The organism is Actinomadura physcomitrii, assembly GCF_008923205.2.
GTDB lineage: Bacteria > Actinomycetota > Actinomycetes > Streptosporangiales > Streptosporangiaceae > Spirillospora > Spirillospora physcomitrii.
In genome coordinates, this window is record NZ_WBMS02000006.1 from 242194 (window position 1) to 268111 (window position 25918).

General features: G+C 73.4%; 24 protein-coding genes and 1 pseudogene. 9 read left to right on the forward strand and 16 right to left on the reverse strand.

What is annotated here, in order from left to right:
- Positions 1-77 precede the first annotated feature (77 nt).
- Genes F8568_RS10330 through F8568_RS10350 form a run of 5 tightly spaced genes read right to left on the reverse strand, consistent with a single transcriptional unit; the run spans position 78 to position 7551 of the window.
- Positions 78-653 (reverse strand): TetR/AcrR family transcriptional regulator, encoded by a 576-nt coding sequence (locus F8568_RS10330; protein ID WP_151593290.1) that lies wholly within the window; start codon positions 651-653, stop codon positions 78-80.
- Positions 654-696: 43 nt separating this feature from the next.
- Complete coding sequence (locus F8568_RS10335) at positions 697-4578, reverse strand: SAV_2336 N-terminal domain-related protein (protein ID WP_151593291.1); 3882 nt, start codon at positions 4576-4578, stop codon at positions 697-699.
- Positions 4571-5548: an AAA family ATPase gene (locus F8568_RS10340; protein WP_236008581.1), complete on the reverse strand. Its 978-nt coding sequence runs from the start codon at positions 5546-5548 to the stop codon at positions 4571-4573. Before F8568_RS10340 ends, F8568_RS10335 begins: the two co-directional genes overlap by 8 nt.
- A complete protein-coding gene (locus tag F8568_RS10345) occupies positions 5545-7215 on the reverse strand; it encodes a VMAP-C domain-containing protein (RefSeq protein WP_151593292.1) in 1671 nt (556 codons plus the stop codon). Before F8568_RS10345 ends, F8568_RS10340 begins: the two co-directional genes overlap by 4 nt.
- Positions 7216-7551: a CU044_2847 family protein gene (locus F8568_RS10350; RefSeq protein ID WP_151593293.1), complete on the reverse strand. Its 336-nt coding sequence runs from the start codon at positions 7549-7551 to the stop codon at positions 7216-7218.
- Positions 7552-7667: 116 nt separating this feature from the next.
- Here F8568_RS10350 and F8568_RS10355 point away from each other — a divergent pair, with 116 nt between their 5' ends.
- Entirely contained in the window at positions 7668-8009 is a 342-nt protein-coding gene (locus tag F8568_RS10355) for an MmcQ/YjbR family DNA-binding protein (RefSeq protein ID WP_151593294.1), read from the forward strand.
- 212 nt (positions 8010-8221) lie between these two features.
- Here the strand turns inward: F8568_RS10355 and F8568_RS50985 are convergent.
- A pseudogene (locus F8568_RS50985) lies at positions 8222-8443 on the reverse strand (alpha/beta hydrolase fold domain-containing protein); the annotation flags it as partial.
- On the opposite strand from F8568_RS50985, the gene F8568_RS46690 reads away from it, so the two are divergent.
- A complete protein-coding gene (locus tag F8568_RS46690) occupies positions 8345-8785 on the forward strand; it encodes a hypothetical protein (RefSeq protein WP_151593295.1) in 441 nt (146 codons plus the stop codon). The pseudogene F8568_RS50985 and the gene F8568_RS46690 overlap by 99 nt on opposite strands.
- Positions 8786-8808: 23 nt before the next feature.
- Here the strand turns inward: F8568_RS46690 and F8568_RS10365 are convergent, their stop codons facing one another.
- From F8568_RS10365 to F8568_RS10380, 4 genes are all read right to left on the reverse strand, one after another.
- Positions 8809-10281: a hypothetical protein gene (locus tag F8568_RS10365; protein WP_151593296.1), complete on the reverse strand. Its 1473-nt coding sequence runs from the start codon at positions 10279-10281 to the stop codon at positions 8809-8811.
- A 115-nt stretch (positions 10282-10396) separates the two neighbouring features.
- Positions 10397-12166: a serine/threonine-protein kinase gene (locus F8568_RS10370; protein ID WP_151593297.1), complete on the reverse strand. Its 1770-nt coding sequence runs from the start codon at positions 12164-12166 to the stop codon at positions 10397-10399.
- Complete coding sequence (locus F8568_RS10375) at positions 12163-12933, reverse strand: hypothetical protein (protein ID WP_151593298.1); 771 nt, start codon at positions 12931-12933, stop codon at positions 12163-12165. Before F8568_RS10375 ends, F8568_RS10370 begins: the two co-directional genes overlap by 4 nt.
- Before the next feature lie 23 nt (positions 12934-12956).
- Positions 12957-13547 carry a hypothetical protein gene (locus F8568_RS10380; protein ID WP_151593299.1) on the reverse strand — a complete coding sequence of 197 codons (591 nt, stop codon included), beginning with the start codon at positions 13545-13547 and terminating at the stop codon, positions 12957-12959.
- 153 nt (positions 13548-13700) lie between these two features.
- Between F8568_RS10380 and F8568_RS10385 the strand changes: the two genes are divergently transcribed.
- Entirely contained in the window at positions 13701-14654 is a 954-nt protein-coding gene (locus F8568_RS10385; protein ID WP_151593300.1) for a zinc-binding dehydrogenase, read from the forward strand.
- Here the strand turns inward: F8568_RS10385 and F8568_RS50260 are convergent.
- Entirely contained in the window at positions 14641-15819 is a 1179-nt protein-coding gene (locus F8568_RS50260) for an alpha/beta hydrolase family protein (RefSeq protein ID WP_151593301.1), read from the reverse strand. The two genes, F8568_RS10385 and F8568_RS50260, sit on opposite strands and share 14 nt — an antisense overlap.
- 155 nt (positions 15820-15974) lie before the next feature.
- Here F8568_RS50260 and F8568_RS10395 point away from each other — a divergent pair, with 155 nt between their 5' ends.
- Complete coding sequence (locus F8568_RS10395) at positions 15975-17879, forward strand: TNT domain-containing protein (protein WP_328600808.1); 1905 nt, start codon at positions 15975-15977, stop codon at positions 17877-17879.
- A 10-nt stretch (positions 17880-17889) separates the two neighbouring features.
- Here F8568_RS10395 and F8568_RS10400 read toward each other — a convergent pair whose 3' ends face one another.
- Both F8568_RS10400 and F8568_RS10405 read right to left on the reverse strand, forming a co-directional pair.
- Positions 17890-18585: a hypothetical protein gene (locus F8568_RS10400; RefSeq protein WP_151593302.1), complete on the reverse strand. Its 696-nt coding sequence runs from the start codon at positions 18583-18585 to the stop codon at positions 17890-17892.
- A gap of 66 nt (positions 18586-18651) precedes the next feature.
- Entirely contained in the window at positions 18652-19518 is an 867-nt protein-coding gene (locus F8568_RS10405; RefSeq protein WP_328600809.1) for a class I SAM-dependent methyltransferase, read from the reverse strand.
- Positions 19519-19633: 115 nt separating this feature from the next.
- On the opposite strand from F8568_RS10405, the gene F8568_RS10410 reads away from it, so the two are divergent.
- Both F8568_RS10410 and F8568_RS10415 read left to right on the forward strand, forming a co-directional pair.
- Complete coding sequence (locus F8568_RS10410) at positions 19634-19978, forward strand: hypothetical protein (RefSeq protein ID WP_151593304.1); 345 nt, start codon at positions 19634-19636, stop codon at positions 19976-19978.
- Positions 19979-20042: 64 nt separating this feature from the next.
- The gene (locus F8568_RS10415; RefSeq protein WP_151593305.1) at positions 20043-20915 is read left to right on the forward strand and encodes a crotonase/enoyl-CoA hydratase family protein; all 873 of its coding nucleotides are present in this window, start codon (positions 20043-20045) and stop codon (positions 20913-20915) included.
- Positions 20916-21005: 90 nt separating this feature from the next.
- Here F8568_RS10415 and F8568_RS10420 read toward each other — a convergent pair whose 3' ends face one another.
- Both F8568_RS10420 and F8568_RS10425 read right to left on the reverse strand, forming a co-directional pair.
- Complete coding sequence (locus F8568_RS10420; RefSeq protein ID WP_151593306.1) at positions 21006-22064, reverse strand: CU044_5270 family protein; 1059 nt, start codon at positions 22062-22064, stop codon at positions 21006-21008.
- Positions 22061-22681 (reverse strand): RNA polymerase sigma factor, encoded by a 621-nt coding sequence (locus F8568_RS10425; RefSeq protein WP_151593307.1) that lies wholly within the window; start codon positions 22679-22681, stop codon positions 22061-22063. The genes F8568_RS10420 and F8568_RS10425 overlap by 4 nt, the downstream gene beginning before the upstream one ends.
- 291 nt (positions 22682-22972) lie before the next feature.
- Between F8568_RS10425 and F8568_RS10430 the strand changes: the two genes are divergently transcribed.
- Positions 22973-23869: a polysaccharide deacetylase family protein gene (locus tag F8568_RS10430; protein ID WP_328600810.1), complete on the forward strand. Its 897-nt coding sequence runs from the start codon at positions 22973-22975 to the stop codon at positions 23867-23869.
- A 35-nt stretch (positions 23870-23904) separates the two neighbouring features.
- On the opposite strand, the gene F8568_RS51460 is transcribed toward F8568_RS10430, so the two are convergent.
- Entirely contained in the window at positions 23905-24195 is a 291-nt protein-coding gene (locus tag F8568_RS51460) for a putative acetyltransferase (RefSeq protein ID WP_456236958.1), read from the reverse strand.
- Between the two features lie 70 nt (positions 24196-24265).
- On the opposite strand from F8568_RS51460, the gene fdxA reads away from it, so the two are divergent.
- Together fdxA and dapC are read left to right on the forward strand one after the other, a co-directional pair.
- Positions 24266-24592: a ferredoxin gene (gene fdxA, locus F8568_RS10440; RefSeq protein ID WP_151545573.1), complete on the forward strand. Its 327-nt coding sequence runs from the start codon at positions 24266-24268 to the stop codon at positions 24590-24592.
- Between the two features lie 164 nt (positions 24593-24756).
- Positions 24757-25842, forward strand: coding sequence for a succinyldiaminopimelate transaminase (gene dapC / locus F8568_RS10445; RefSeq protein ID WP_151593309.1), 1086 nt, complete (start codon positions 24757-24759; stop codon positions 25840-25842).
- Positions 25843-25918: the final 76 nt, after the last annotated feature.

Here is a 25918-nt window from a genome sequence, read left to right on the forward strand (position 1 = left end):
CTCACCTCCATATTGGATTGAACAGTTCAGAATTCGGCCGTGAAAAAGGGGCGGCTCGCGCCGCCCGCCGGCCCGCCTCAGATGGCCGTCATGGCCGTGTCGGCGATCGCCCGCAGCGTCCGCCCGTCCGCCCCGCCGCGCGCCGCGACCCGCATCCCGCTGATCGCCGCCACCACGAAGTGCGCCAGCGCGCCCGCGTCCTTGCCGGCGTCGATCTCCCCGGACCGCTGCCCGGACTCGATGGCCGTCCGCAGCGCCGCCAGCCGCGTCTCCTGGTCCTTGCGCAGCAGCCCCGCGACGTCCTCGTCGCGCGGCGCCAGCTCGATCATCGAGTTCACCACCAGGCAGCCGACCGGATCGTCCGCCGGGGCCGTCACGGCCCAGCCCAGCACCGTCCGCAGCCGGTCCCGGACGGGCCGCGCCGCGTCCTGCAGCGCCTCCACGATGTTCGCCGTCCTCACCTCCGTGTACAGCGTCAGCGCCTGCGTGAACAGGTCGTGCTTGCTGCTGAAGGTGTTGTAGATGCTGCTGCGCCCGAGCCCCGTCGCCTCGCACAGCTCCTGCGTCGAGGTCGCCTCGTAGCCGCTCTCCCAGAACGCCCGCATGGCGGCCTCCACCGCCCGCTCCTCCTCGAACTGCCTCGGCCTCGCCATGCGCCGACCCTAACACGTTATGGACAGCTCGATCCAATACCTCTCAGTCCGGCTCCGAGAGAGCCACCTGGATCTCCCAGCGCATGTCCCCTTGGACGAGCACGCCTCTCCCCGGCGGGTAATCTTCCGGCGGCGGCGGGGCTCCATAGAGGTCTGCCTCCTCTCCCCGCAGGCTTCCGAGCAGAAGAGTGGGGCTGCGCAGGCGGTGGAGTGCAGCCACCAGAGGCTCCATGGCCGGTCGGGGAGTGGTCGGCGGCTGGGCGACAATGAGATGCAGCCCGTTCGCGGTGAGATCCGGGAGCATGTCAAGGATCGCTTCCAGAGGCTCGGTGCCGCGCGGACGCCCTCTGTCGATCGCGACGATGAACGCTTCCGTCGATGGGAGGAGGTCGAGCGCCTCCCACACGAAGTCGCCGAACGTCTCCGGAGACTCGGTGTATCGGACTCCGCGCTCGACCGGTGAGTCGACCCCGAACTGAGCGGCGAGCGCCCTCACGTACCTGTTGGGGTCGAAGACGAAGACTCGCGACGGCCGGCCGCTGGTCCGCTCTCCGATGCCTTTGATGATCAATCGGACCAGGTTCGCCCTCCCCGAACCGGGCTGGCCGACGACCAGCAGATGGGGGTGGGCGTCGAAGTCCAGGTAGACGGGCTCGCGAGCGCCTTCGCCGACCCCGATCGGAATGCGGTGGTCGTTGATCGGAGGGAGCTCGCTGATGCTGAGCGTCTCCGGCAACCCATCACTCGCGGATCCATCGCCCTCAGTCGGGGCGGTCCTTGGCGGCTCGGCGTCGGGCTGGTCGTCGGTGGGCTGTTCCGGCATGTCGCCGATGAAGCGGAACAGGGCGGCCTCGGACGGCAGAGGGGCAGGGATGAACGGGCGGGGAGCGCGGTCTCCGGTGGACAGGTAGGCCCTGCCCGAGTCGGGGAACGGAAGGCTCGCGCGGCCGAGGACGCGCCGGAGCACGGCGGGCGGCAGGCGGCTCGCGACGATCCGCCAGTCAAGGAGCGGCAGGAAGCGGTCCCAGATCGTGGTGCTCTCGACGGTGGACGACGCGAGGATCACGTGCACGCCGAGGGACGTGCCGCGCTGCGCGAGCTGGAGGAGCGTTTCGCCCACCTCGCGTTTGCTGGACGGGAACGTCAGCGAGACGTCCGCCATCACGACCAGGTGTGGCAGGTCCTCGGGTGACGCGTGGCGCCTGCGCGGGTCCAGTTCGGCCAAGAGGAAGTCGAGGAAATCCCGAAGCGCGCGCGGCCTGCCCAGCAGTTCCTCGCCGGAGTACAGGACGTGCGGGAGGTCGGAGAACGGCTCGCCCAGCGGACGCTCTCCCAGGTCGGCGAAGGCGAACCTCATGTGGGACGGCGAGTACTTTGCGGCGAGCGCGAGGGCGATCACCCGCAGGACATGCCGCCGGGCGTCGTCGTCCCCCGCGACCAGGCCCGAGTTGCCGGCCGCGAGGTCGAGGGACGGCACGGTGAAGGCATTGCCATCGAGGTCATGCCCGATGCTCGGCTCTCTGGGGGTCGAGACGGGCAGTCTCCACGCGTTGGAGAACGCGGCCCCCTGGCCGGCGCCGTTCAGCTCAAGGGCGTCGTCCACCGCGGAGCGGCCGGGCTTCCCGGCGCCGCGGACCCATCTCGCGACCTCGTCGTAGCCCCAGCGATGGTCCGGATCGATGGTCAGCAGGCCCGAGATCAGGCGCCGCCATTCCGGATCGCGGACGTCGTCGAGCTCCGGCGGCCGACCGCGACGACCCAGGTTCTCCACCAGCTCCAAGGTCGTGAAATCGTCGAAAGGCGTCCGGCACAGGAGCAGTTCGTAGGCGATGACTCCGAGCGCCCACCATGCCCCGGGCCTGCCCAGTTCGCCGTTCAGCAGCTCGGGGGCCGCATAGCGCGCGGTGAGCGGCGCCGCGTCCCGCGTCCGGCGTGCGAGGGGTGCCGCGCCGCGCACGTCGCCGATGACCAGCTCGTAAGGGTCGCGCGATCGGACCAGGACGCTCGCCGGCTGCAGGTCGGTGTGGGTGAGCCCGAGGCGGTCCTGCCAGAACTGCAGGCATTCGGCCAGGGACGCGAGGATCTGGCGCCGTTCCCGGTCGTCGGTGGGCGGCGCGTCCTCGTGGATCAGCTTGTCCAGCGAGCCCTGCGGGCAGTACTCGTGCGCGTACCAGCCGACCGTGGCGCCGTTTTCGACGTCGACTTCGCCGTAGCCGTAGATCTGTGCGAGGCGCGGCCCCGGCTCGATCAGGGAGCGCAGCACCGTCCTGTCCTGCTCGCTCCAGCGTTCCCGGAGGATCTCGACGACCGCGAATTCCCTGTCCAGGTACTCGTCGTCCGGCCTCACGAGGTACGCGGTCGCCCACGGGCCGGTGAACAGCACCCGGACCGGCTCGTAGTCCGCGCGCAGGGCCGCCGGGAAGCCCGGCACGTCCGGTGGCGACGGGACCAGGGCGGTGGCGGTCTCGTCGGTGAGGAGGGCGAAGTGGTCGGTGTCGGCGGTCAGGGTGACGGGGCCGGCGGTGGTGGCGAGGAGGGCGCGGAAGGTCTCGGCGGTGCCGCCGGCGCGCCGCTCGATCTCGGCGGAGACGGCTTCGAGGACGCGGCGGGTGTGCTGCGCCTCGGGGCGCGGGAGGGTGTCGAGGAGGGCCTCGCGGGCGCCCGGGACGAACTCGTAGCGGACGTCGTCCAGCGGCCGCAGCAGGCCGCTGAGCAGGACCTCGGCGAGCCGGCCCGGGTCGGAGCCGCCGAGGACGCCGTGCTGGATCAGCCGCATCACCGGCAGGGACGGGACGGAGACGGCGACGTGCGCGGCGAGTTCGGCCGCGTCGGGGGAGGCGGTGCGCAGGAAGCGGCGGACGCGTTCGGCGACGGGGACGTCGCGCGGCGCGGGCGCCGGGCCGGACGGGCCGGACGGCAGCGACGCGATCGCCGCGGGCTGCGGGCCCGCGCCGGACACGAGCCGCGCCCAGGCGCCGAACCAGCGCGGGGTGACCTCCAGGACCGGGACGGGCACGCCGGGCGGCGCGGCGCCGTCGAGCGGGGTGAAGCGGAGGGCCGTGTTGGGGCCGCCCGGCCGGGGCAGGACGGCGCGGCCGGGCGTGGTGGGGGCGGCGGTGCGGCGCCAGAGGCTCTCGGCGAGGGGCTGGAGGATCGCGGTGGGCCCCGTCTCGGCCCAGCGGCGGACGGCGGGTGCGGCGCGGCCGTTCCACCAGTGCGGTCCGGAGCAGTCGCTGAGGAGGAGGACGGCGTGCCGTCCGGTGGCGTCCTGGACGGTGCCGGGGGCGCGCGGGGGTGCGCCGGGAACGGGAGAGACGCCGCCGGTGGCGTCGAGGTAGGCGACGCCTACGTTCTGGAACGCGCCCTGCCGCAGGAGCACCTCGGCCAGCTCCCGGGCGAGGGGCCGCCACAGCCGCATGGTGGGGCCGGTGTCGACGACGAGGGTCAGCGTCAGCCACCGCTCGGACTCGGGGACGAGGACGGGCGTCCACAGGCGGGTGTCGGCGATGCGGTCGGCAGTGGCGTCCTCGTCGAGTTCGCGGCGGTGCCGGGACGGGACGCGCCGTTTCACCGGCCGGAGCGCGCGCTGCACGCCGAGCGGGTCGGACAGCATCGGCGCCGTCGGGACGAGCACCTCCGAGGCCGCGCCGGCGGACGGCGCGGCGCCGGCGGCGGGCAGGGGATGCAGCGCGGAGCGGGGCTCCGGGGCGGGTTCGGGCGGCGCCTGCGCGGACTCCTCGCCATCGGGTCCGGCCTGCGGCGGAGCATCCTCCTCCGCCCGGGGCGGGGCAGGGGCGCCGGGCGTCGGCTCGTCCCGCGCGGGGGCGATGTGGCAGGCGAGCCAGAGCATCTCGCTCAGTTCGCGCGCGTCCGGGGCGTCCTGCGGGGAGACCTCGCCGAGGACCTCGCGCAGGCGGTCAATCATCGTCCATCGGGCCGGTGAGGCGCCGCATGATCCGGTCCGCGAGCGCCTCCCGGTCGTCGGCGTCGGCGTGCCGGCACAGGTAGACGGCGTTGAGGAGCTGGTCGGTGGCGAGGGTGCCGGACGCGGACCGCTCGAAGAACCGGCGGACGAGGTCGTCGCTGCGGTCGGCGAGGTCGCCGAGGTGCTCGCGGACGATCGCGGACAGCTCGGCCTCGTCGGCGGGCTGCCGGAGCTCGACGGTGACGCAGCGGCGCAGGAACGCGGGCGGGAACTCCCGCTCGCCGTTGCTGGTCATCACCACCAGCGGGAACGCGTTGCACCGGACGGTCCCGGCGGTGACGGTGACCCGGCCGCCGGGGCCGTCGGCGGTCATGACGTCGGCGGACGGGTCGGCGCGCCGCGCCAGCTCCGGGATCTCGTACTCGCCCTTCTCGAACACGGTGAGCAGGTCGTTGGGCAGGTCGATGTCGCTCTTGTCGATCTCGTCGACGAGCAGGACGCGCGGCCGGGCGTAGGGGAGCAGCGCGGTGCCGAGCGGGCCGAGCCGGATGAACCGGCCGATGTCCTCGTCGGACGCGGGCGCGCCGCCGTCGCGGGCGGCGTAGAGGCGGGTGAGCGGGTCGTACTGGTAGAGCCCGTCGCGGAGCGTCGTCCGGCTGGTGATGGGCCAGTGCAGGACGGGCCCGAGGCCGAGCTCGTGCGCGACCGCGTACGCCAGCGTCGACTTGCCGGTGCCGGGCGGCCCGGTCACCAGCAGCGGGCGCCGCAGGTACAGCGCGGCGTTGACCTGCTGGACGGCGTCGTCCGACGGCCGGTACGTGGTGGCCTGGTGGGTGTTGCCGGACCCGCCGGACGGCGGCGGCAGCAGCGGCCCGCCGTCGAACGCGCGCCACGGCGGGGGCGGCGGCAGCCGGTCGATGCCGTCGTGCCGGCGGCGGCCGCCGGTGTAGAGCAGCCAGTCGGGCATCATTCCTCCATGGCGAGCCGGGGGTCGGCGGGCAGCCGGGACGGGTCGTCCCACAGCAGGGTGAGGTCCCGGCCGCAGTGCGGGGTGTCCTTCGGGGCGAGCAGCGCGTCCCGGCGCAGGCCGAGCGCGATGTGCGGGAGTTCTTCGGGGCGGGCGTCGCGGACGGCGGCGGCCAGCGCCTCGCCGAGGCGATGCCCGGGGCAGTCGTCGTGGGCGGGGTCGTTGCAGGTGGTCCGGGACCACAGCATCACCGGTACGCCGTTGCCGAGCGCGGCGGCGAGCCGCGTCTTGGACGGCGGGGTCTGGTAGACGAGGGCGCAGTGGTCGGGGTTGGCCTCCAGCCAGTCCTGGAAGGCGGCGGCGGTGCGGTGGTCGTCGCACGCGATCAGCCGCGGGTCGGTGCGGCCGCGCTCCTCGAGCAGCCGCCACCGCCGGTGGGCCTGGTCGCGCCGGATCGAGCCGGGCCGCAGCCGCTTCACGTCCCGGACGACCAGCGGGTACCGCCGCATCGGCGTCTTGTCCTCGACGTCGATGTACCAGCGCTCGAACGGCCTGCCGAGCCAGCCCTCCGGCACCGCGAACTCGATCATCCACCGGCCGCCGACGAGGGCGCGGCTCGCGCGGGCCACCTCGTCCTGGACGGCGCCGCGGACCTTGCCCTCCGGGACGCGGACGGTGGCCTGCGACGTCTGGTCCGCCTCGTCGAACCAGGTGTGGACGGTGAGGTCGTACTCCTTGGGGAAGGTGGCGTGCTCCAGCCGGACGATGACCGACGCCGGCGGGGGCTCCTCCTGCGCGGGCCCGGCCGCCGGGAGGTGCAGCCGCAGCCAGGCGGCGAACTCGGGCCGCCGCTGCTCGGGCAGGTGCCGGCCGAGCGCGCCGAGGTAGCGGGCGAGCCGGTCCTCCGGGAAGCCCTCGGCGACGTAGCGGACGGACGCCCACGCGGAGCCGAACCGCTCGCGGGGGCGGCGGCCGACGACCCGTTCGAGGTCGGCGGCGAAATGGTCCTCGAACGCGACGCCGTCGAGCAGCCGCCGCAGCTCCCGCCGCGCGTCCGCGGACAGCCAGCGAAGCGGCAGGACGTCGTCGAGGCCCTCCCAGTAGGCGCGAAGACGCGACAGCGGGAGCATCCAGCCGAGGCCGGCCCGGCCGCCGCGCAGCTCGGCGCCGGTCACCATGCCGATGACCCCGCCGGTCGCGATGTCGTACACGGCGGACCCGCTGAACCCCTTCTCCAGCGGCGCGCCGTCGACGGTCCGGATCTCCCACCATTCGTTGCGGGTCAGCAGGTGCGGGCCGGTCGTGACGGTGGCGTGCCGCTCGTTGCCGTCCTTGCGGGCGGGGAACCCGTACACGCCGAACTCCCGGCCGCCCGCGGCGAGCGCGTCCACGCCGGCGGGATCGGCCAGCACCGCCGGCTCGTACCCAACGGGCTCGGCGAGCTCCAGGACCGCCACGTCGCCGAGGTCGCGGGCGCCGCGCCAGCCGCCGGACGCGACCACCCGGGCGGGCAGGTCCTCGGCGAGACCGGGCAGGCCGACGCGCGGCTCGTCCTGCCCGGCGACGGTGTGCGCGCAGGTCAGCAGCCGGGTCGGGGTGACGAGGAAGGCGGCGCCGAGCTTCCCGCCGGCGGGGGTGCCGACCCAGGCGCGCCACTGCCAGTCGCCCACCTACTCCTCCACGGCGGCGGCCTTCGGCTCGCCCCAGGTCATCTTGACCTTCAGGTGGCCCTCCAGGGCGGTCTTCGCGATGACGGCGCCGGCGGCGGCGTTCAGCTTGACCCCGAACTCCAGCTCGACCGCGTCGGGCTTGAGGTCGCCGCCGCGCAGCGCCGCGAGCGCCGCCTCCGCCGCGTCCCGGACCTGCTGGAAGGAGTCCTCGAACTTGGCGGCGGCCTTGCCGATCAGGTCGCCGCCGCGGGAGACCTCCGCCATGCCGGGCTCGTCGTCGTCGCTCTCGACGACGATGCTGCCGTGCTCGGTCTGCCAGCGCACCAGTTCGTTCACGTGTCCCCGCCCCTCGACGTCCATGAGATCGCGCCGCCCCGCCAATGTAAACGAGATCATCAAGCGCGGGCCGGGCGACGGTGATACTTTCCCGGCGACGGCCACGGGAGGGCAACGTGATCACGGTCGAGCAGGTGCGGGCGCTGGCGCTGACGCTGCCCCGCACGTCGGAGCACCTCATCAGGGACCGTGTGAAGTTCCGCGTCGGCTCGATCGTCTACGTGGCGTTCTCGCGGGACGAGACGGTGATGGGGTTCGCGTTCCCGAAGGAGGAGCGGGCGGCGCTGGTCGCGTCCGAGCCGGACAGGTTCCGGCTGCCCGGCGAGTCGGACCTGCGGTTCAACTGGGTCGAGGCGTGGACGGCGGCGCTCGACGAGCCCGAGATGCGCGAGCTGGTCATGGACGCGTGGCGGATGGTCGTCCCGAAGAAGGTGGCCGCCGCCCGCCTCGGCTCATGAGTCTGATGGGGTGAGCGCCGTGCGGAGCGAGCCAGTGCCGCGTGGTGCGCCGCGCCAGCTCGGTGCCCGGCGCGGACGCCTCGAACAGGTGCCACGCGCCCGGCACGTCCTTCGTCTCCACCGGGACGCCCGCCTCCGTCAGCCGCCGCGCGTAGTCCAGGGCCCTCGTCGCGCAGCGGGTCGAGGCCGCAGGTCAGGACGTAGGCGGGCGGCAGGCCGGACAGGTCGCCCGCGCGGGCCGGGGTGGCGTAGGGGGAGACGGGCCCGGGCGGGAGGTAGGCGTCCCACATGGCGCGCAGCTTGGCGCGGTTGGTGAAGCGCGGGTCGGCGATCCGGTGCGCGGACGGCGTGCCGAGCCGGTCGTCCAGGCACGGGATCAGCAGCGTCTGGAACGCGATGGCGGGGCCGCCCCGGTCGCGGGCCGCGAGGCACAGCGCTGCGCCGCTGGCTCGCGGACCCCGGCGGTCCGCGGATCGAGACCCGCGACCCCGCGCAGCTCAAACTGTTCTTCGCCGACCTCGCCGACCTCGCCGACCTCGCCGACCTCGGCGACCTCGGCGATTCCCGGCGACGTCGTCGCGCTCGCCCGCGAGCAGGCCGCCCTGCACCGCCGCTGGCTCGCCGACCACCGCGGGCGCCGCGCCGCCCTCGACCCGTCCGACCAGGTCAGGCTCACCTCACGGGCCCGCATCCTCAAGCTCGGCATCATGCACGAGCAGGCCTATGTCGAGTTCTGGGAGCACCTCGCCGAACACCCCGACGACCTCGACCTCTAGCGCGGCGGCGGACGCGGCGACCGTCACGCGCCGGCCGGCTGGACCTGCGCGTCCTCCGGCTCCGCGGGCGACGCCTCCGGCCCCGCCTCCCCGGCCCCGCGACGCCCCCACGCCAGCGCCGCCGCGAAGCACGCGAACGGAACCGCGGGCAGCATGTACCGGTAGTCGAAGTCCACCGTGACGGGCGGCACCGCCAGCAGCGTCACCGCCGCCGCCCACAGCAGCGCGATCTCCTTGCGGCCACGCCGCCGGAAAAGCCCCGCGAGCCCCGCCAGCAGCACCGCGCCGAGCATCGTCCCCCGCACGAAAACCTGCTTCTGGTAAGCGCGCAACCAGCCCGCGAACGGACCGACGATATGCGTCCTCCCCGACCCGTGCTCGTAATCGCGGACCACCGAGACCCGGTCCCCGCCCCCGACCAGTGGCAGCGGCTTCTCCCCCTGCGCCCACGGCCGCGTCGGGAAGTGGTACCGCGCCTCCGTCCCGACCGTCGGATAACGGTGCCGCTTCCACGAGAACGTCCGCACGAAGAAATCGTAGGAAACGGTCTTCACATAATCGAGCGGCTGCGTCCGGATCGCCCACAACGCGAACTCCTGCGCCTGCTCGTTGGTCTTCTCGTCGAACGGCTTCCCGTTCGTCCACCCCGTCGGCGAGTTCTCCACCCAGATCTGGTGCGACGCCGCGGGACGCCCGTCCGGCGACCCGTACGGACACAGATGCGCCAGCTCCGGCGGCGGCGCATGCCGGTCGCAGTCCGCGAACGTCGACGTCCGACCCCACAGGAAGATCCCGTCCACCCCGGACATCCCGAACCGGCCGTAGTCGGAGTGGAACCACACCGCGTACCCGCCCACCGGCAGCACGAACGCCGCCGCCAGCGCCGCGAACGACGTCCACCGCGCCCGCCGCAGCAGCAGGTACAGCAGCGCGATCAGGAACAGCGGCGCCCCCACCGTCCGGGTGACCGCCGCGACGCCCAGCAGCGCCCCCACCAGCCCGGCGCGCCGCCACCCGCTCGCCCCCGGCCGCGCCAGCAGCAGCAACGCCCCCAGGATCAGCACGGTGAACACCGTGTCCGACAGGACCAGATGCTCCAGCTCCGCCTCGTAGGCGTCCAGTAGCAGCGGAGCGACCGCCAGTGCCGCCGCCCACCGCCGCACCCCGAAGTTCCGGACCAGCGCCGCATACCCGACGACCGCGATCCCCACGATCGCCGCATGCTGGACCGCCGTCACCAGCGCCAGGCTGTGGAACGGCCTCAACCCCCACAGGAACAACCCGTAACCGGACGGCCGCAGCGGGTGCGGGAACGGCCTGTCCGCGATCCGCAGAAAGTCGAAGCTGTCGTTGAAGAACAGCGCCGGCGGGAACCCCAGCACCACGAGGACCCGCAGCACGACCCCCGCCGCCAGCAGCACCGAGAACAGCCGGTTGCCCGCCACCGCGGCGCGCACCGGCTCGAACCTCAGGCGGCCGACAAGAGCGGAGAGCAACACCGGGACCCTAACTGTGGACGACGGCGCCACGATAGCGCCTGCACCGCACCCCCCCCACAACGATCACCCGCCTCACCCCCGCCCCCCGGACCAGCCCACATGTCCCGCCCGTTCAGGCGTCCAACACCTGGATCACCGGCAGCCTTCCCTGCGTGAACGCCCCGGCCGCCTCCGGTGAAACGGGCTTCCCGGCTTGGGTCAGGTTGGTGAGCTTCACGGGTGCGAACGGCGTGACCAGATACTTTCCCGGCTCCAGAAGTTCAGGGCCAGGCAGCAGGACCGTCCGTGTTTCGGTCCATCGGCTCGCGTAGGCGCACTCCGACCGGTTGAACGGCTGCGACTCTGCTGCCCTTTTGTAGTCGGTGGGCAAGTAGACTCCATCCGCCTTCTGCGGAAGTCGATTCCATTTCTCCGGTGGCGCCTTATAGAAGCCGATATAGGATCTCGCCTTCAAACCGAGTTGAGCGGTGTCCTCGCCGATGGAGAAGTTGTACTCCTTCGTTTTCGGCGGCTTGGCCTTGTCGCCCAGGCATTGACGGCTGCCGTCGGGCAGGTAATAAGCGGCGCCGACCGTGCGCGCACGGAACCGCACGACCAGCCGCAACCGCGTGCCTGGCTTGGCGCGGGCCGGCCTGACCGAGATTTTGAAGTCCATGTAGGGAGTCTCGGCGGCGGGCATGTACGGCTGGCCGAGCAGCGCCCCCGGGCGGGTGAAAGCCGCGTGGAGGGCGCCGTGGCTCACCCCGCCGACTCCCGGCCCCGGCCAGAAGAACCAGGCGGCTGTAGCCGCACCGACTCCAACGGCGGCGATTCCTGTGGCGCCCTTCGCCCCGCCCACCTTGGAAAGCACGCCCTTGGCAGTGGAGGCGCCGCTCTTGGCCGCGGTGTCCGCAGAGACCGCGGCCTGCATGTATCCCGCTGCGGCGTGACCCGTCACACCGGAGGCGAGCGCGCCCACGCTTGTGGACGACGCGCCATGAGTGACCAGCGCACCGCCGAGGATGGCCAGCGGGACGGCCGCCCCTACGGTCGCCACTACCGCACCGAGCGCGACGATCCCTCGCCGCTCCCAGTCGGGCCCGTATTCACGGGCGGCGAGCGCTTCGAGTTCGCTGACGAACTCATGTGCGTTCCAAGCGCGCTCTGCGGGACTCTTCGCCAGACCGTGCTCGACCAGCGAATGCAGGGCCTCGGGTACCTGGTCCAGGGGGACGGGTGCTGTGGCGTGCTGCGCTCGGAGCGCTTCCACGGTCGTCCCCTGGAAGGGCTTCTTGCCGGTGACGCATTCCACGAACACGCAGGTCGCCGCGTAAAGGTCCGTCGCCGGAGTGGCGGGCTGACCCTCCCACTGCTCGGGTGCCATGTAAGCGGGCGTTCCGGCGCGGTCTCCCTGCCCGGTCAGGACGGCGATGCCGAAGTCGATCAGCTTGCTCTGCCCGTTGTCCTGGACGAGGACGTTCGCCGGCTTGTAGTCGCGGTGGACGACGCCGACCGCATGCGCGGCCGCCAGCCCGAGCAATGAGCCCTTCATCAGTGTGAGCGCGGCCTCGGGTGCCAGCGGCTCGTCTTGAGCGTCGAGCACATGGCGAAGTGATCGTCCTGGAACCGCTTCGAGGACGATCACGGCTCCCCGCGGCGATTCCACGTAGTAGAACAGCCGCGCCACGTGCGGATCGACCACGCGTCTGAGCAGTTCGGCCTCGCTCCGGAAGGTGTCCCGGGCGACGGTGCGGCCGAGCATGCCCGGAGCCAGGTACTTGATCGCTACTGCGGGGCCGCCCGTCTGGTGGCGCGCGAGGACGACCGCGCCTTGCGCTCCTGAGCCGAGTTCCTTGATCCGGACGTAGCCGGGTACCTCCCAGCCGGGTGATGCGTCCGTCACTGGCCCGTGGTGGTCTGGATCTCACCGACCACCAGCGGCGTGACCGCGGAGGGCATGGCTTGCTGCCCGAGGTCGTCGCCCGGCAAGTCGCAGTCCGCGCCCTCGCAGGACCACGTGACGTTCCATCGGATGGTGGCGGTGATCTGGTACGCCCCGCCCGGCTGTCCGGCGGACGATCGCTTGTAGGTGTAGCCGCAGGCCTTGCCGTCCTGGCTGCCCGCGTTGTCGCAGGTGTGCGTGGCTTCCCCGAGGTCCCAGGTCACCGTTGCGGGCTCACCCGTCAGCTGCACCGTCTGAGCGCCCACGGTGATGGGCTCGGTCTTCACGACGTCGAAGCCGTCGACCCACAGGGACGTCCGCAGGCGTACGAAGGTCTTGCCCTTCGGAGAGGTGTGCACGATGGGGACGGGGAACGCCGCGGCGGCCTGCGCCTGAGCCACGAGGTCGGCCGTGGCCGGCTTCGCCGGCGCAGGCGGCGCCTGGTTCCCGGGCACCTGGACGAATCCCTCGCCCTGGTTCGGGTTCAGGCCCACCGGATCCGGGGGCGCAACGGGGCCGCTGTCGCCTCCGCCGGAGTTCCCGCCTGATCCGCCTCCGCCCCCCGGCGAGCCGGGCTGGTGGACGGTCCCGTTGCAGCTGCCGGTGTTCCCGCTGAGGTGGCAGGGAGCTGCCTGTGCGGGGATGGCCGTGAGAAACGGCGTGACGAGGGCGGCGCCGGTGAGAGCGCCGATCGCCGTGCGGCGGCGGCCGGGGGAGTAGGGAGACATCACTTGTCCTTCCCTGCGGACCGTCAGCATGCGCGGTCCCGGACAGTGGCGGCGACCTTCCAGGCGCCGGAGTCGTACTGGACGGTCGTCCGGTAGATGAACGATCCGCCCGGTACTTCGCCTGTTCGCTTGCCCGTCTTGGCCGAGTAGCGGTAGCCCGCGAGGGTGTGGACGCAGTCGATGACGTAGACCTTCGATCCGTCCTTCGACTGGGCGTAGACGCGGGGGTTGAGCGTGTTGGCGAACCGCCAGATCTCGCCTTTGGACTTGGTGGACTCGATGTCCTTGGTCAGTTGGGCGAGGAGGGGGTCCATGGCGACGGCGGGGAGGGCGCTGGGGTCGTTGGTGGCGTAGGCCTGTTTGTACGCGGCCTGGTAGGCGCGGTAGCGGTCGATGACCGTCTTGTAGAGCTGCGCGGTCGGCACGGCGGACGGGGCGGGCGCGGTGGTGGCGGGGCCGGGGCCGGCGGTGTCGAAGGTGCCTTCGGGCTTGAGGGCGCCGGACGACGGGTGGGACGAGCCGCAGCCCGCGAGGAGGGCGAGGGGGACGGCGGCGAGGGGGAGCGCGGCGCGGCGGAGCCATGGCGGGGAGGAAGGTACCAACCGGGCGCGCATCGCCATCCCTGAGCGGCAGCCGACAACGGGGCGGAATACGCGCGAAAGCTTACAGAGATGGGTGTGGCGAGAAAAGGGATTCGTTGCGGACGGTTGACCTCGATCTTGGTCGAGGTTGCAGGCTGGTGGGACGAACCGAGAACGGAGGGTGCCGTGCGCGCGGTGTGGTTGAGGGAGTTCGGTGGTCCGGAGGTGCTGGTGCCGGGGGAGGCACCGGATCCGGTGCCGGGCGACGGGCAGGTGCTCGTCGCGGTGGAGTACGCGAATATCACCTTCGTGGAGACCCAGATGCGGGCGGGGACGGGGCCGCAGCCGTTCGCGCCAAGGCTCCCGATGATTCCCGGGAACGGGGTCGGCGGGACGGTGGCGGCGGTGGGGCCGGGTACCGATCCGGGGCTGGTCGGGCGGCGGGTCGTGAGCAGCCTGAACGGCAGCGGCGGTTACGCGGAGCTGGCGGTGGTGGACGCGCAGGGCCTGCTGGAGGTGCCGGACGCTTTGGGCTTGGACGAGGCGGTCGCGCTGCTGGCGGACGGGCGGACGGCGACGCTGATGGTGCGGGCGGCGCGTCCGGTGAAGGGGGAGCGGGTGCTGGTGGAGGCGGCGGCGGGCGGGGTCGGGACGCTGCTCGTCCAGCTCGCGAAGGCGGAGGGCGCGGTGGTGGTCGCGGCGGCGGGCGGGCCGCACAAGACGGAGACGGCGCTGCGGCTCGGTGCGGACGAGGCGGTCGACTACCGGGAGCCGGGCTGGAGCGCGCGGACGGGCCCGGTGGACGTGGTGTTCGACGGGGTCGGCGGGGACGTGGCGCGGGAGGCGTTCACGCTGCTCCGGGCGGGTGGCCGGATGGTCGCCTTCGGGTTGGCGAGCGGCGAGCCGGCCGACGTCCCGCAGGAGGCGGCGGAGGCGCGGCGGGTCGCGCTGATCCGGCCGAAGCCGTCGAAGGAGGACCTCCGGGACGCGGCGGAGAGCGCGCTGCGGGAGGCGGCGGCCGGACGGCTGCGTCCGGTGATCGGGCAGCGGTTCCCGCTGGTGAACGCGGCGGACGCGCATGCCGCGATCCAGTCGCGGGCGACCACGGGCAAGACGCTGCTGGAGGTCACCGCACCTTAGCGAGGAAGGCCCGGAGCGCGGTCTCGTAGGCGGACGGGTCGACGTTCCACGCCTCGGTGTGGTCGCCCTGCGCGGTGATGTGGGTGACCATGCCGGGCGGGGCCGTTCGGGCGAAGGTGAAGGCGGGGCCGTTGGCGACGGTGGCGTCGTCGGCGGTGGTGAACAGCAGGGTCGGGGTCCGCAGCTTGGGGGCGTAGGGGCGCTGGTCGTAGTCCTCGAGGTCGATGCCGATGCGCCGCTCGAGGACGGTCTTGGCGAGGCCGGTGACGAACGGCGGCAGGTGGCGGGCGTCGCCCTGCTTGTCGAGGGTGGCGTTCCAGTCCATGACGGGGGAGTCGAGGACGACGCCGCGGACGAACGACGGGTCGTGCCGCAGCGTCGTCATCACCATCGCGCCGCCCATCGACCATCCGTACAGGACGACGCCGGTGGCGCCGTTCGCGCGCGCGTACGAGACGGCGGACGCGACGTCGTGCCATTCGGTGTCGCCGAGGTGGTTCCGGTGGTCGCGGGACTTGAGCGCGCCGACGTCGTTGCGGTAGGCGATCGACAGCATGGGCAGGCCGAGGCCGTGGACGGTCCGCATGGCGCGGAACGTCTCGGCCTTGTCGGCGTTGCGGCCGTGCACGGCGATGACCCAGGTGCTCTTGGGGGACGATCCGGGCAGCAGCCATGCGGGCATGGCGCCGAGCTCGGACGGATAGGTGACGTCCTGGAAATCGAGCCCGAGCGCCGAGCGCGGGTCGCCGGAGTAGACCCAGTGGTCGATGCCGGCGGCGGCGCCCTTGGTGAGCGTCCCGTGGGAGACCGACAGCACCTTCCGGACGACGTGGTCGTCGCCGCCGCCGACGACGGGGCCGAGCAGGGCGCGTCCGCCGTGCTCCCAGACGAGCGCCCACGTGCCGGGGCGCTCCGTCTCGGGTTCGCGGGGGAGGGTGACGGTGCCGCCGGCCGCGTCCTCGATGGTGAACGGGTACTCGGCGGAGTGGTCGACCTCGGTGGCGACGCCGGCGAAGTACCAGCCGACGCCGCCGACCGCCGCGCACAGCAGCACGGCGATGGCGGCGATCGTCGCCATCAGGGCGCGGGCACGGCGGCGGCGCCGCGCATCGGCCGGCCGGCCGGGCGGCGCGGGGACCGCTGATTCGGGGGCATCGGTGGACACGACATGGACGTTAGCCCACGTCCCGGTGGGCTCCGGGCGCCTCGACGGCCATGCCCCCGAGCGTCGGCGACCGCCGGGTCACGCCGCAATGGACCGATCCGTGCGGTTAACCTGCCGCTCAGGTTCCATCGGGATCACATGGGGGGGACGCGCGGGTGACGGGGCAGAGCGAGCGGATCGCGGAGATCGAGGAGCGGATCGTCCGGTTCGCGCGGCAGACCGCGCCGCCGAACTGGCGCCGCATCGACCTGCGGTGCGCGGCGACCGTGGTGGCGAGCGACGTGACGCTGACGATGCTGACCGGCGAGAACGCGGTGGTGCCCGCCGAGATCGTCCCGGACGAGCTGTCGGCGCTGCTGATGGACCTGCGGCGCGCGCACTACCTGTCGGAGCAGGGCACCTGGTTCTCGATGCTGGCGATCGTCGAGCCCGCCGCGTCGCTGTTCCTCTACAACGACGAGTTCGACCCCGAGTGGGACCCGCCCGCGCCCGTGGAGGCGTGGCGCCGCGACCAGATCGTGATGCCCCGGGACGGGGCGAACGTGCCGGGCTGGCTGCGCGACCGGATGGACGGCCGGGAGCCGTCGGAGCCGACCGGGCCGCCCGCGCCGTCCCCGCTGGACCCGGTCGAGCAGACGGAGTTGCTGACCGGGCCGTTCACGGTGCTGGTCGCCGATCACGCGCCGCCGTTCTGGGAGCGGATCTCGGGCCACTACCAGGCGGTCGGCGGGCATGTGGAGTTCCCGCCGATGGCGCTGCGGAAGGCGGACGGCTCGACCGCGTCCTGGGCGCCGCCCGCCGCCGCGGCCGGGCTGCTGGACCGGCTGCGGGCCGGGACGCACGCGTCCCAGGGCTCCACCTGGTCCCGGATCGACGTCGAGGTCGTGTACGGTGACGGCGCCGTGCGGTGCCGCGCGCGCTTCACCCATGACGAGGAGCCGCGCTGGGAGTCCGAGCCGTCCGCGGACGACGTCCGGCGCGAGCTGGAGCGGCTCCCGCGCCGCGACGTCCCGGAGTGGATGGCGCGCCGCCTCGGCCCGGCGCCCGTCGCGCCGCCCCCGCCCACCCGCTTCGAGAGCCCCGTGCGGAAGGCGCGGGTGTTCGACCGGGCCGGGACGGACGGCGGCCCGCCCGAGGTGTCGCGCCCGCCCGTCCCGCCGGACGAGACCGAGCGGGTCGTCCGGTACCTGGAGGACGCGCCGACCGTCATGGCGGCCCGGTCCAGCGCCCCCGACCTGCTCGACCCGTCGCGCGGCGAGCGCGTCCCGCTGACCTTCCACACCGACGGCGCGTGGGTGTGGTCCGGCGCGGTCGGCTACTACCTGCGCGAGCACGGCGTCCCGCCGGAGCCGGACCTCGTCGCGCACATCCGCGCGCGCCGGTTCGCGGTCCCGGCCGTCGGCGACGACGCGATGGACGCCGCGAGCGCCGCCGCGATGGGACGCACCGCGCCGCGCGGCGTCCGGACGGAACCGGAGCCGGAGCAGTGGCTCGCGCTCCTGCAGAACCGCCTGGACGCCTTGCAGGTCGACCGCGCGCACTACCGGCTCCGCGGGGAGGAGGACGGCGCGTGGTGCCTCGTCCGGGAGAAGGCGGGCTGGACGGTCTTCCGCCTCGTCGACGGCGCGCGGACCCGGCAGGCGGCCTTCGCCGAAGGGGAGCAGGCCGCCGCGTACCTGCTCGGCAGCCTGCTCATGGCGGTGCCCCAGCAGCAGACCATGGAGATCCCGAAGATCCAGCCGCTGAAGGGGGAGCCGCCGCTCTCTCTCTTGCGGGACCGCCAGATCACCGAGCTTCCCGCAGGAACCGAGGTGGACCGCTACGGCGGCCACGGCGGGAACACCGCCTACGCCGCGCGCACACCGTTCGCGCAACGTTCGCTTCCCGCCGACTGGCAGCAACGCGAGTACCACGTGTACCGGCTACTGCGCCCTATGCAGGTCCTCACCGGTACGGCGGTGCCGTGGTTCGAGCAGCCCGGCGGCGGCACGGCGTACGTGTTCGAACGCTCGATCGCCTATCTCCTGGCCGACGGCACCCTCCTGGAGGTGCACGACTGAGCCCTGGCGCTCAGGAGGCGCCGATGGCGGCGACCAGGCCCAGGGCCAGCGTCAGGTCGAGGTGGATGAACGTCTCCAGCTTCGCGCCCGGCGGGACGTCCGGGTCCGCGGCGATCTCGTCCAGGACGGCGAGGGCGGCCGGGCTGTCCAGGTCGTCGCCGAGCGCCGCCTCGGCCCTGCGGGCGTGGTCGCGGTCCATCGGGCGGCCAGGGGAGCGCGCCCACCCGGCGACCAGGCTCCGCCATGCGTCCAGCCGCGCGGCGGCGGTCATCAGCCGGGACGCCGTCAGCTCGAGCGGGTCGCGGTAGCGGACCTCCAGCATCGCCAGCCGCGCCGCGAGCGGGTCCATGCCCGCGTCGGCCAGGACCGGGTGCCAGTCGCCGCTCTCCGGCGGGACGAGCACGCAGGGCGCGCCGGCGTCGACGTTGGTCGACGAGGCGATGTAGAGGTCGGCGTCCGGTGGCGGCGCGTCCCAGCCGAGGAGCTCGAACGGCGCGATGTTGTAGTCCGTCCAGTCGCCGTCGCGGACGGACAGGTCCGGCGAGCACGCCACCGGGACCTCGCGCCCGGCGCGCTCGCCGATCCGCCGCAGCAGGTCGGCGACCACGAGCGCGCGGTGCCCGGCCCCTTCGAGGACCTGGACGCGCAGGACCCGCCCGGACGGCAGATCCTCGGCCTGCCCGGTGCGATGGTCGTAGATCCGCATGCCCCCAACCCTAAGCAACCCGCGCGAACCGCCCCGCTTCCGGCCCCCGGCCGGGCGGGCGGCCCGTCAGCGGGCCGGCCCGTCGTGCGCGCCCGCCGAGGCGGGCGCGGGTCCCGGCGCGGGTGGGGTCTCGGCGGCGGACGCGGCCTGCGGGTTCGGCGGGACGGGCGGTGCCTCGGGCATGGGCGGGGCGTCCGGCTTGCGGACGGCCGCGAACCGCAGCCGCACGTAGTCGGCGACCCAGCCGGACTCGCGGCGCAGCGCCGGCGCGGCGAGGTCGTTCACCCGGGTGAGCAGCGGCTCGACCAGTTCCGGCGGGACGTCGGCGAGCGCGCGCGCGGCGTAGGCGCGGACCCAGTCGGCGGCGCCGTTCGGGCCCTCGGTCATCTGGCTCGGCCGCTCGGCGTGCTCCAGCAGCCGCAGCGAGAAGCCGGCCTCCTCCAGCTTCGTCGCGTACTCGGCGGGGCTCGGGAAGTACCAGGGCAGCTCGGGCTCGCCGAGGCCGAAGACCCGCCAGGCGGTCTGCATCGCGGCGACCAGCTCGGCGCAGTTGCCCTCGCCGCCGAGCTCGCCGACGAACCGGCCGCCGGGCCGCAGCGCCGCGTGCACCTGCGCGATCACCGCGTCCGGGTCGCGGGTCATCCAGTGCAGCGCGGCGTTGGAGGCGACGGCGTCGCAGACGTCGGTGATGGTGAAGGTGTGCGCGTCGCCGAGCATGAAGGAGATGCCCGGGTTCAGCGCGCTCGCCTGGGCGACCATGTCCGGGTTGCCGTCGATGCCCAGCACCTCGGCGCCCCGGGCGGCGATCTCCGCGCTGAACGCGCCGGTGCCGCAGCCGAGGTCGATGATCCGTTCACCGGGCTGCGGGTCGAGCAGGTCGACCAGGGGCGCGCCGTGCGCGGAGACGTACCCGAAGGCGGAGTCGTACGTCACGGCCCAATTCACTGTCGTAATTTATCGGACATGGCTTCGGCGGGTGCGCGGTTCCCCCCTCCCAAGGCCGCCGGGTGACCCGCGTCACCTGGGCGCGTCCCGTATCGTCGCGGCCATGAAGAAGCCCGATGTCGTGCGGATCGTCGGCACCGAGCGGCCGGACGGCCTCGCGCTGCGCACCACCGGGCTCATCGAGCACGGGCTGCCGGAGCTGAGCGCGGACGGCCTGCCGCCCTACCTCGGCCAGGGCTGGGCGCGCGTCCTCGGCGAGGCGGCGCGCGTGTTCGCCGCGAGCCGCGACTACCCGATGGAGCTGACGCTGCCGCCGGACGTGCCGGTCCGGCTCTGGCCGGACCAGAACGGCGCGATCATGCTGCTGCCGCCCGCCGGGCACGAGGGCGGCCTGGACGAGTGGCGCCGCGACGTCGTCCTGCGCATGTTCCCGGAGGCCCGGATCTGACGCGTGCCCGCCCGAGTTCCTAGAATCGCATTCGGAAATCAACCGGCGCGAGAAGGGGACGCACGTGGCCTACGCCGAGATCGAGTACGAGGTTCAGGACGGGATCGCCACGGTCACCCTGAACCGCCCCCACAAGATGAACGCCTACACGTTCACCATGCGCAGCGAGATGCTCGACGTCTTCGACCGCATCGATGCCGACGACGACGTCCGCGCCGTCGTGGTCACCGGCGCGGGCCGCGCGTTCTGCGCGGGCGCCGACCTCAGCGGCGGCGGCGACACCTTCGACAAGGAGAGGTCGAAGGACATGTTCGCCGGCGAGGACGACGTGCTGGAGGACGGCACCCCGCGCGACGGCGGCGGCACGGTCGCGCTGCGCATCGCGCGCTGCCTCAAGCCGGTCATCGGCGCGTTCAACGGCGCGGCGGTCGGCGTCGGCGTGACGATGACGCTGCCGATGGACGTCCGGCTGGCCAGCGAGAAGGCCAGGTTCGGGTTCGTGTTCGCGCGGCGCGGCATCGTCACCGAGGCCGCGTCGAGCTGGTTCCTGCCGCGCCTGGTCGGCATCGCGCAGGCGATGGAGTGGGCCGCGACCGGCCGCGTGTTCGACGCGCAGGAGGCGCTCGCCGGCCGCCTCGTCTCCCGGGTCCTCGCGCCCGAGGAGCTGCTCCCCGCCGCGTACGCGCTGGCCCGCGAGATCGCCGGCAACACCTCCGCGGTGTCGGTCGCGACGATCCGCCGCCTCATGTGGTCGGGCCTGTCGGCGCCGTCCCCGTGGGACGCGCACGCCGCCGACTCCCGCCTGATGGCCGAGCTGGGCGGCGGCGCCGACGCCGTCGAGGGCGTCACCTCGTTCCTGGAGAAGCGGCCCGCCGCGTTCCCCCTGCGCGTCAGCAAGGACCTGCCGAAGAACATCCCGGACTGGCCCGTCCGCTGACCCTCGGCGCGGTCAAGCGCGCGGTCCGGGTCGCACGGACAACGGTGCGCCGCCCTCGCGCGTGGGTCCGCGAGGGCGGCGCACCGTCCGTCAGGGCCGCTGCCCGGCGCGGTCGACGATCGCGGCCACCTCGACCGCCTGGTCGCCGAGGGCGCTTCCGGCGGGGATGTCCGGCGCGTCGCCGCCCCGCACCCGCACCCCGGGGGGGTTCGGGAGGTGCCGGGCCTTGGTCGCCACGATCCGCCGCCCGCGGTAGTCGTACGTGCCGGGCGCCAGCACGAACTCCTCACGCGTCCCGTCGGGGCCGGTACGGGAGACGGTGGTGCCGGGGCGTCCGAGCGCGTCCTTCGTCCCCTCCTTCACCTGCACGCCCGGGATGCGGGCGAGCGCCCGGAAGATGGCGGCGCGCCCCGACGGCGGTGTGGACGGGCCCAGCCCGAGGAAGTCCGCCAGCCGGCCGAACACCCACTGGTCGCGGCCGTCCTGGCCGGTGTAGAGCCGCCCGCCGTTCTCGGCGTTGTAGGTCTTCGCCCGCTGGTCGATCTTCGCCAGCAGCGCGGACGGGTCGTGCGGGAGCGCGCGCAGGTAGTCGTACCACTGCGAGGGCGAGCGCTCCTCGCTGTCACCGTCCGGTTTCGTCTGCGAGACGATCAGCCGCGGCTTCTTGCCCGGGCGGGCGTCGTACGCGGCGCTCTCCCGGCCGTCGAAGCGCACCCACTCCTCCTTGTGCCGCAGGGAGGACGGGGCGTTCTTCTGCATCACCTGGTACGTCCGGGTGTAGACCCACTGGTTCGGTGCCGGGCGCTGGTCCGGCCGGCTCGCGACGGTCTTCGCGGCGCGCTCCAGGATCTGCGTGGCGCTCACCGGGCGTGCGGCGATCGGCGCCGGAGCGGAGTCCTCGCCGTTCAGGGCGACCGCCGCGACGGCCGCCGCCCCGGCCACGGCGACCCCCGCCGCCAGCCCGATCTGCCACTTCGGAAAGCGGAGGCGACGCCGGTCGCGCGCCTCCGAGCTGCGACGGCCGCCGGTTGCCGGGCCGTTCTGGCCGAGGGCCTCCCGGACGAGCCGGTCGCGGCCGTTCGCCAGCCGGTCGGTGTCCGGCTCGCGCACCTGCGCGCGGAACGCGGCCAGTTCCTCGAGGTCGTTCATTCGCCCGTCCCTTCCTGGACGTCCGTCGGGTCGGCGCCTCCGAGCGCCTCCCGTACCTTCCGGCGGGCCCGGTGCAGCCGGGACCGCACCGTCCCGACCGGGATCGACAGCGCCTCGGCGACCTGGTCGTAGGTCAGGTCCGCCCAGGCGACCAGCAGCAGCACGTCCCGGTCGCCCTGCGCCAGGTCGGCCAGCGCTCCGGCGAGCGGCCGGGAGGCCGCCGCCGCGCTCACCCGTGCGTCCACCCGGTCCATGGCGTCGGTCACCGGGTCGGCGCCGGTGCGGGCCAGCGCCCGCAGCATCCGCGTCTCCGCCCTGCGGTGCCTGCCGACGAGGTTCGCCGCGATCCCGTACAGCCACGGCCGCGCGTCCGGGCGTGCCCGGTCGTAGCGGTCGCGGTGCCGGAACGCGGCCAGGAACGTCTCGGCGACGACGTCGTCGGCGGCCTGGTCGCCGAGCCTGCGCGCGACGTACCGGTGGATGGACGGCGCGTGCCGGTCGTACAGGTCGGCGAAGGCCTCGGGGTGCCGCCCGGACCGTTCGATGAGGCGTGCGTCGTCCTCCGGCGGTTCCGGGTCGCGGTCCGGTGGTGCCGGCGCGCGTTGACTGAGGGTCATACGGCTCCGTCCTCTGCGGTGGGTCCGTGCGGGGCGCCGCACGGTCACCCGTCATCACCCGCAGCGCCGCCGGGAGTTCACGGCCGCCGGGAAGTGCCGGTGAAGGGACCGGAGGGCGACACTTCCCTCACCCGGGGTGGCGCCGAGGCCCGGTACCGGCCGCATGATGGGGGCTGCGTCCCCCGTCGCGCCCCCGAGGACGATCCCGACAATTCGGACCTTGGCGACGTGTGTTGCGAGTGAGGCGCAGGGTAAGAAGCGGCCCGAGGCAACGCGTTACGGGGGTGCGTGGTGCGGACCAGGAAAATCGCCATCATCGCGGCCGGTCTCCTGCTCGCCTCGGGATGCGGCCACGCGGAGAAGAGGCAGGCGCGGACCGCCGGTCACCGGATCGCGGCGGGGAAGGCGGCGGGGATGAAGGCGCGGACGGCGCCGCGCCCGCAGCGGCCGCCCGCCCAGCGGAAGATCGACTGCGACAGGCTGAGGTGCGTCGCGCTCACGTTCGACGACGGGCCGGGCCCGTACACCGACGGGCTGCTCGACGTCCTGAAGAGGCAGGGCGTGCGCGCCACCTTCTTCCTCATCGGGCAGCACGTCCACGGCTTTCCGGCGGTCGTGCGTCGCGAGGTGATGGAGGGCCACGAGATCGGCGACCACACCTGGGACCACGCGCAGCTCACCAAACTGTCGACCGCCGCGGTCGGGGCGCAGATCCAGCGCACCCAGGCCGCGATCACCAAGGCGTCCGGCGGGGTGAAGCCGACGATCACGCGCCCGCCGTACGGCGCGACGAACAGGCGCGTCGGGCAGGCCATCGGGATGCCGCTGATCCTGTGGAGCGTCGACACCGAGGACTGGCGCTACCTGAACACCGCGCGCGACACCCGCGTCGGCATCAAGGAGCCCCGGCCCGGCGGCATCATCCTGTTCCACGACATCCACAAGCCGAGCGTGAAGGCGATCCCGGCGGTCATCGCGGGCCTGAAGAAGCGCGGCTTCACGTTCGTCACGGTGTCGGAGCTGTTCCAGAACCGGCGGCTGCAGCCCGGCCGGACCTACTCCGAGCTGCTGCCGCGCAAGACCGCGTCGCCGGCCCCGGTCACCGCCAGTCCGCCGCCGGCCGGGTCTCCGGCCGGTCCCGCGCCGAGCAGGTCCGGCCCCCGGCCTCAGCAGGCCGAAGGCGACTGAGGGACGCCCCGGCCACGCGGCCTCGTCGAGCGCCGTCAGACTCCGCGGCGCTTCGGCGGAGGCATCGGCGGGACGACCTTGCCCGCCACCACGATGTCCTCGGGCACCTCGACGAGTTCGCCGTTGCGGCGGCGCACTTGGAGCGTCTTGTTGGACCAGGATTCGAGTACGCCCACCACGTCGCTGTACTCTCCCGTTGGCAGACGACGGCGCAGCGAGACCCGCTGACCCACGTCCGCGCTACTGATGGACACCACCAGGCGCGCGGCAAAGCGGCCAGACATGTGAGGACCCCCATGTCGAATCGACTGCGCGGTGGTGGCCATACTATTCACAGCGAGCTTGCGGTGAGCCGTGACGTGCGGCGGGGCCGGAAACCCGAGAGGAGTCACTGACGTGACCTACGTCATTGCGCAGCCCTGCGTGGACCTGCTCGACAAGGCATGCATCGAGGAGTGCCCGGTCGACTGCATCTACGAAGGGAAGCGTCAGCTCTACATCCACCCGGACGAGTGCGTCGACTGCGGTGCGTGCGAGCCGGTTTGCCCGGTTGAGGCCATCTACTACGAGGACGACGTCCCCGACCAGTGGAAGGACTTCTACAAGGTGAACGTGGAGTTCTTCGACGACCTGGGCTCGCCCGGCGGAGCCTCCAAGGTGGGCAAGATCGACAAGGACCACCCGATCGTCGCGGCGCTGCCCCCGCAGAGCCAGGAAGACTGACAGCGGGCTGAAACCGGCCAGGGCGGGTCGCGACCTTTCGGGAGCGTCCCGGCCGACGGTCATCGCGGTTCGACGCGTCCGGGCCGTGGTCTGCCGCACTGCGCGGAAGGCCACGGCCCTGGTGATTCGGGGCGCCCGCGCGTCCCGTCGAGGAGGGCTGGGTCTTGTTCACGCTGCCGGACTTTCCGTGGGATCGGCTGGAGCCGTACAAGAAGCGCGCCGCCGAGCATCCGGACGGCATCGTCGACCTGTCGGTCGGCACGCCCGTGGACCCGACGCCCGACGCCGTCCGCAAGGCGCTCGCCGAGGCGTCCGACGCGCCCGGCTACCCCGCCACCTACGGCACGCCCGAGCTGCGCGAGTCGGTCGCGGGCTGGTTGCGCCGCCGCGCCGGCGTGGCCGGTGCCGACCCGGCCGCGGTGCTGCCCGTCATCGGCACCAAGGAGCTGGTGGCGTGGCTGCCGACGCTGCTCGGCGCCGGCCCCGGCGACAAGGTCGTCTTCCCCGAGCTGGCGTACCCGACCTACGACGTGGGCGCCCGGCTGGCCGGCGCGGAGCCCGTCGCGACGGACGGCCTGCTGAAGCTCGGCCCGGTCCGGCCGAAGATCGTGTGGGTGAACTCGCCGTCCAACCCGACCGGGAAGGTGCTGCCCGCCGAGCACCTGCGCAAGGTCGTCGCGTGGGCGCGCGGGCGCGGCGCGCTCGTGATCAGCGACGAGTGCTACCTGGAGTTCGGCTGGGACGACGAGCGCCCGCCCGTCTCGATCCTGCACCCGGACGTGTGCGGTGGCTCCCACGAGGGGCTCCTCGCGGTGAACTCGCTGTCCAAGCGCTCCAACATGGCGGGCTACCGCGCCGGGTTCGTCACCGGCGACCTCGCGGTCGTCAAGCGGCTGCTGGAGGTCCGCAAGCACGCGGGCATGATCGTCCCGGCGCCGGTGCAGGCGGCGATGGTCGCTGCGTTCGACGACGACGCGCACGCCGACGAGCAGCGCGCCCGCTACGCGCGGCGCCGCGCCGACCTGCGCGCCGCGTTCGAGAAGCACGGCTTCCGCATCGACCACTCCGAGGCGTCGCTGTACCTGTGGGCGACGCGGGACGAGCCGTGCTGGGAGACCGTCGGGCACCTGGCCTCGCTCGGCGTCCTCGTCGGGCCCGGCGAGTTCTACGGGACGGCCGGCGCCCGGCACGTCCGGATCGCGTTCACCGCCACGGACGAGCGCGTCGCCGCGGCCGTCGCCCGCCTCTGAACCTGCACGGTTCCCAACAGGCGCGCGCCGCGTCCGGGGACCGTGGTTCCCCGTACTTCCGGATCCCGGGCCCGCC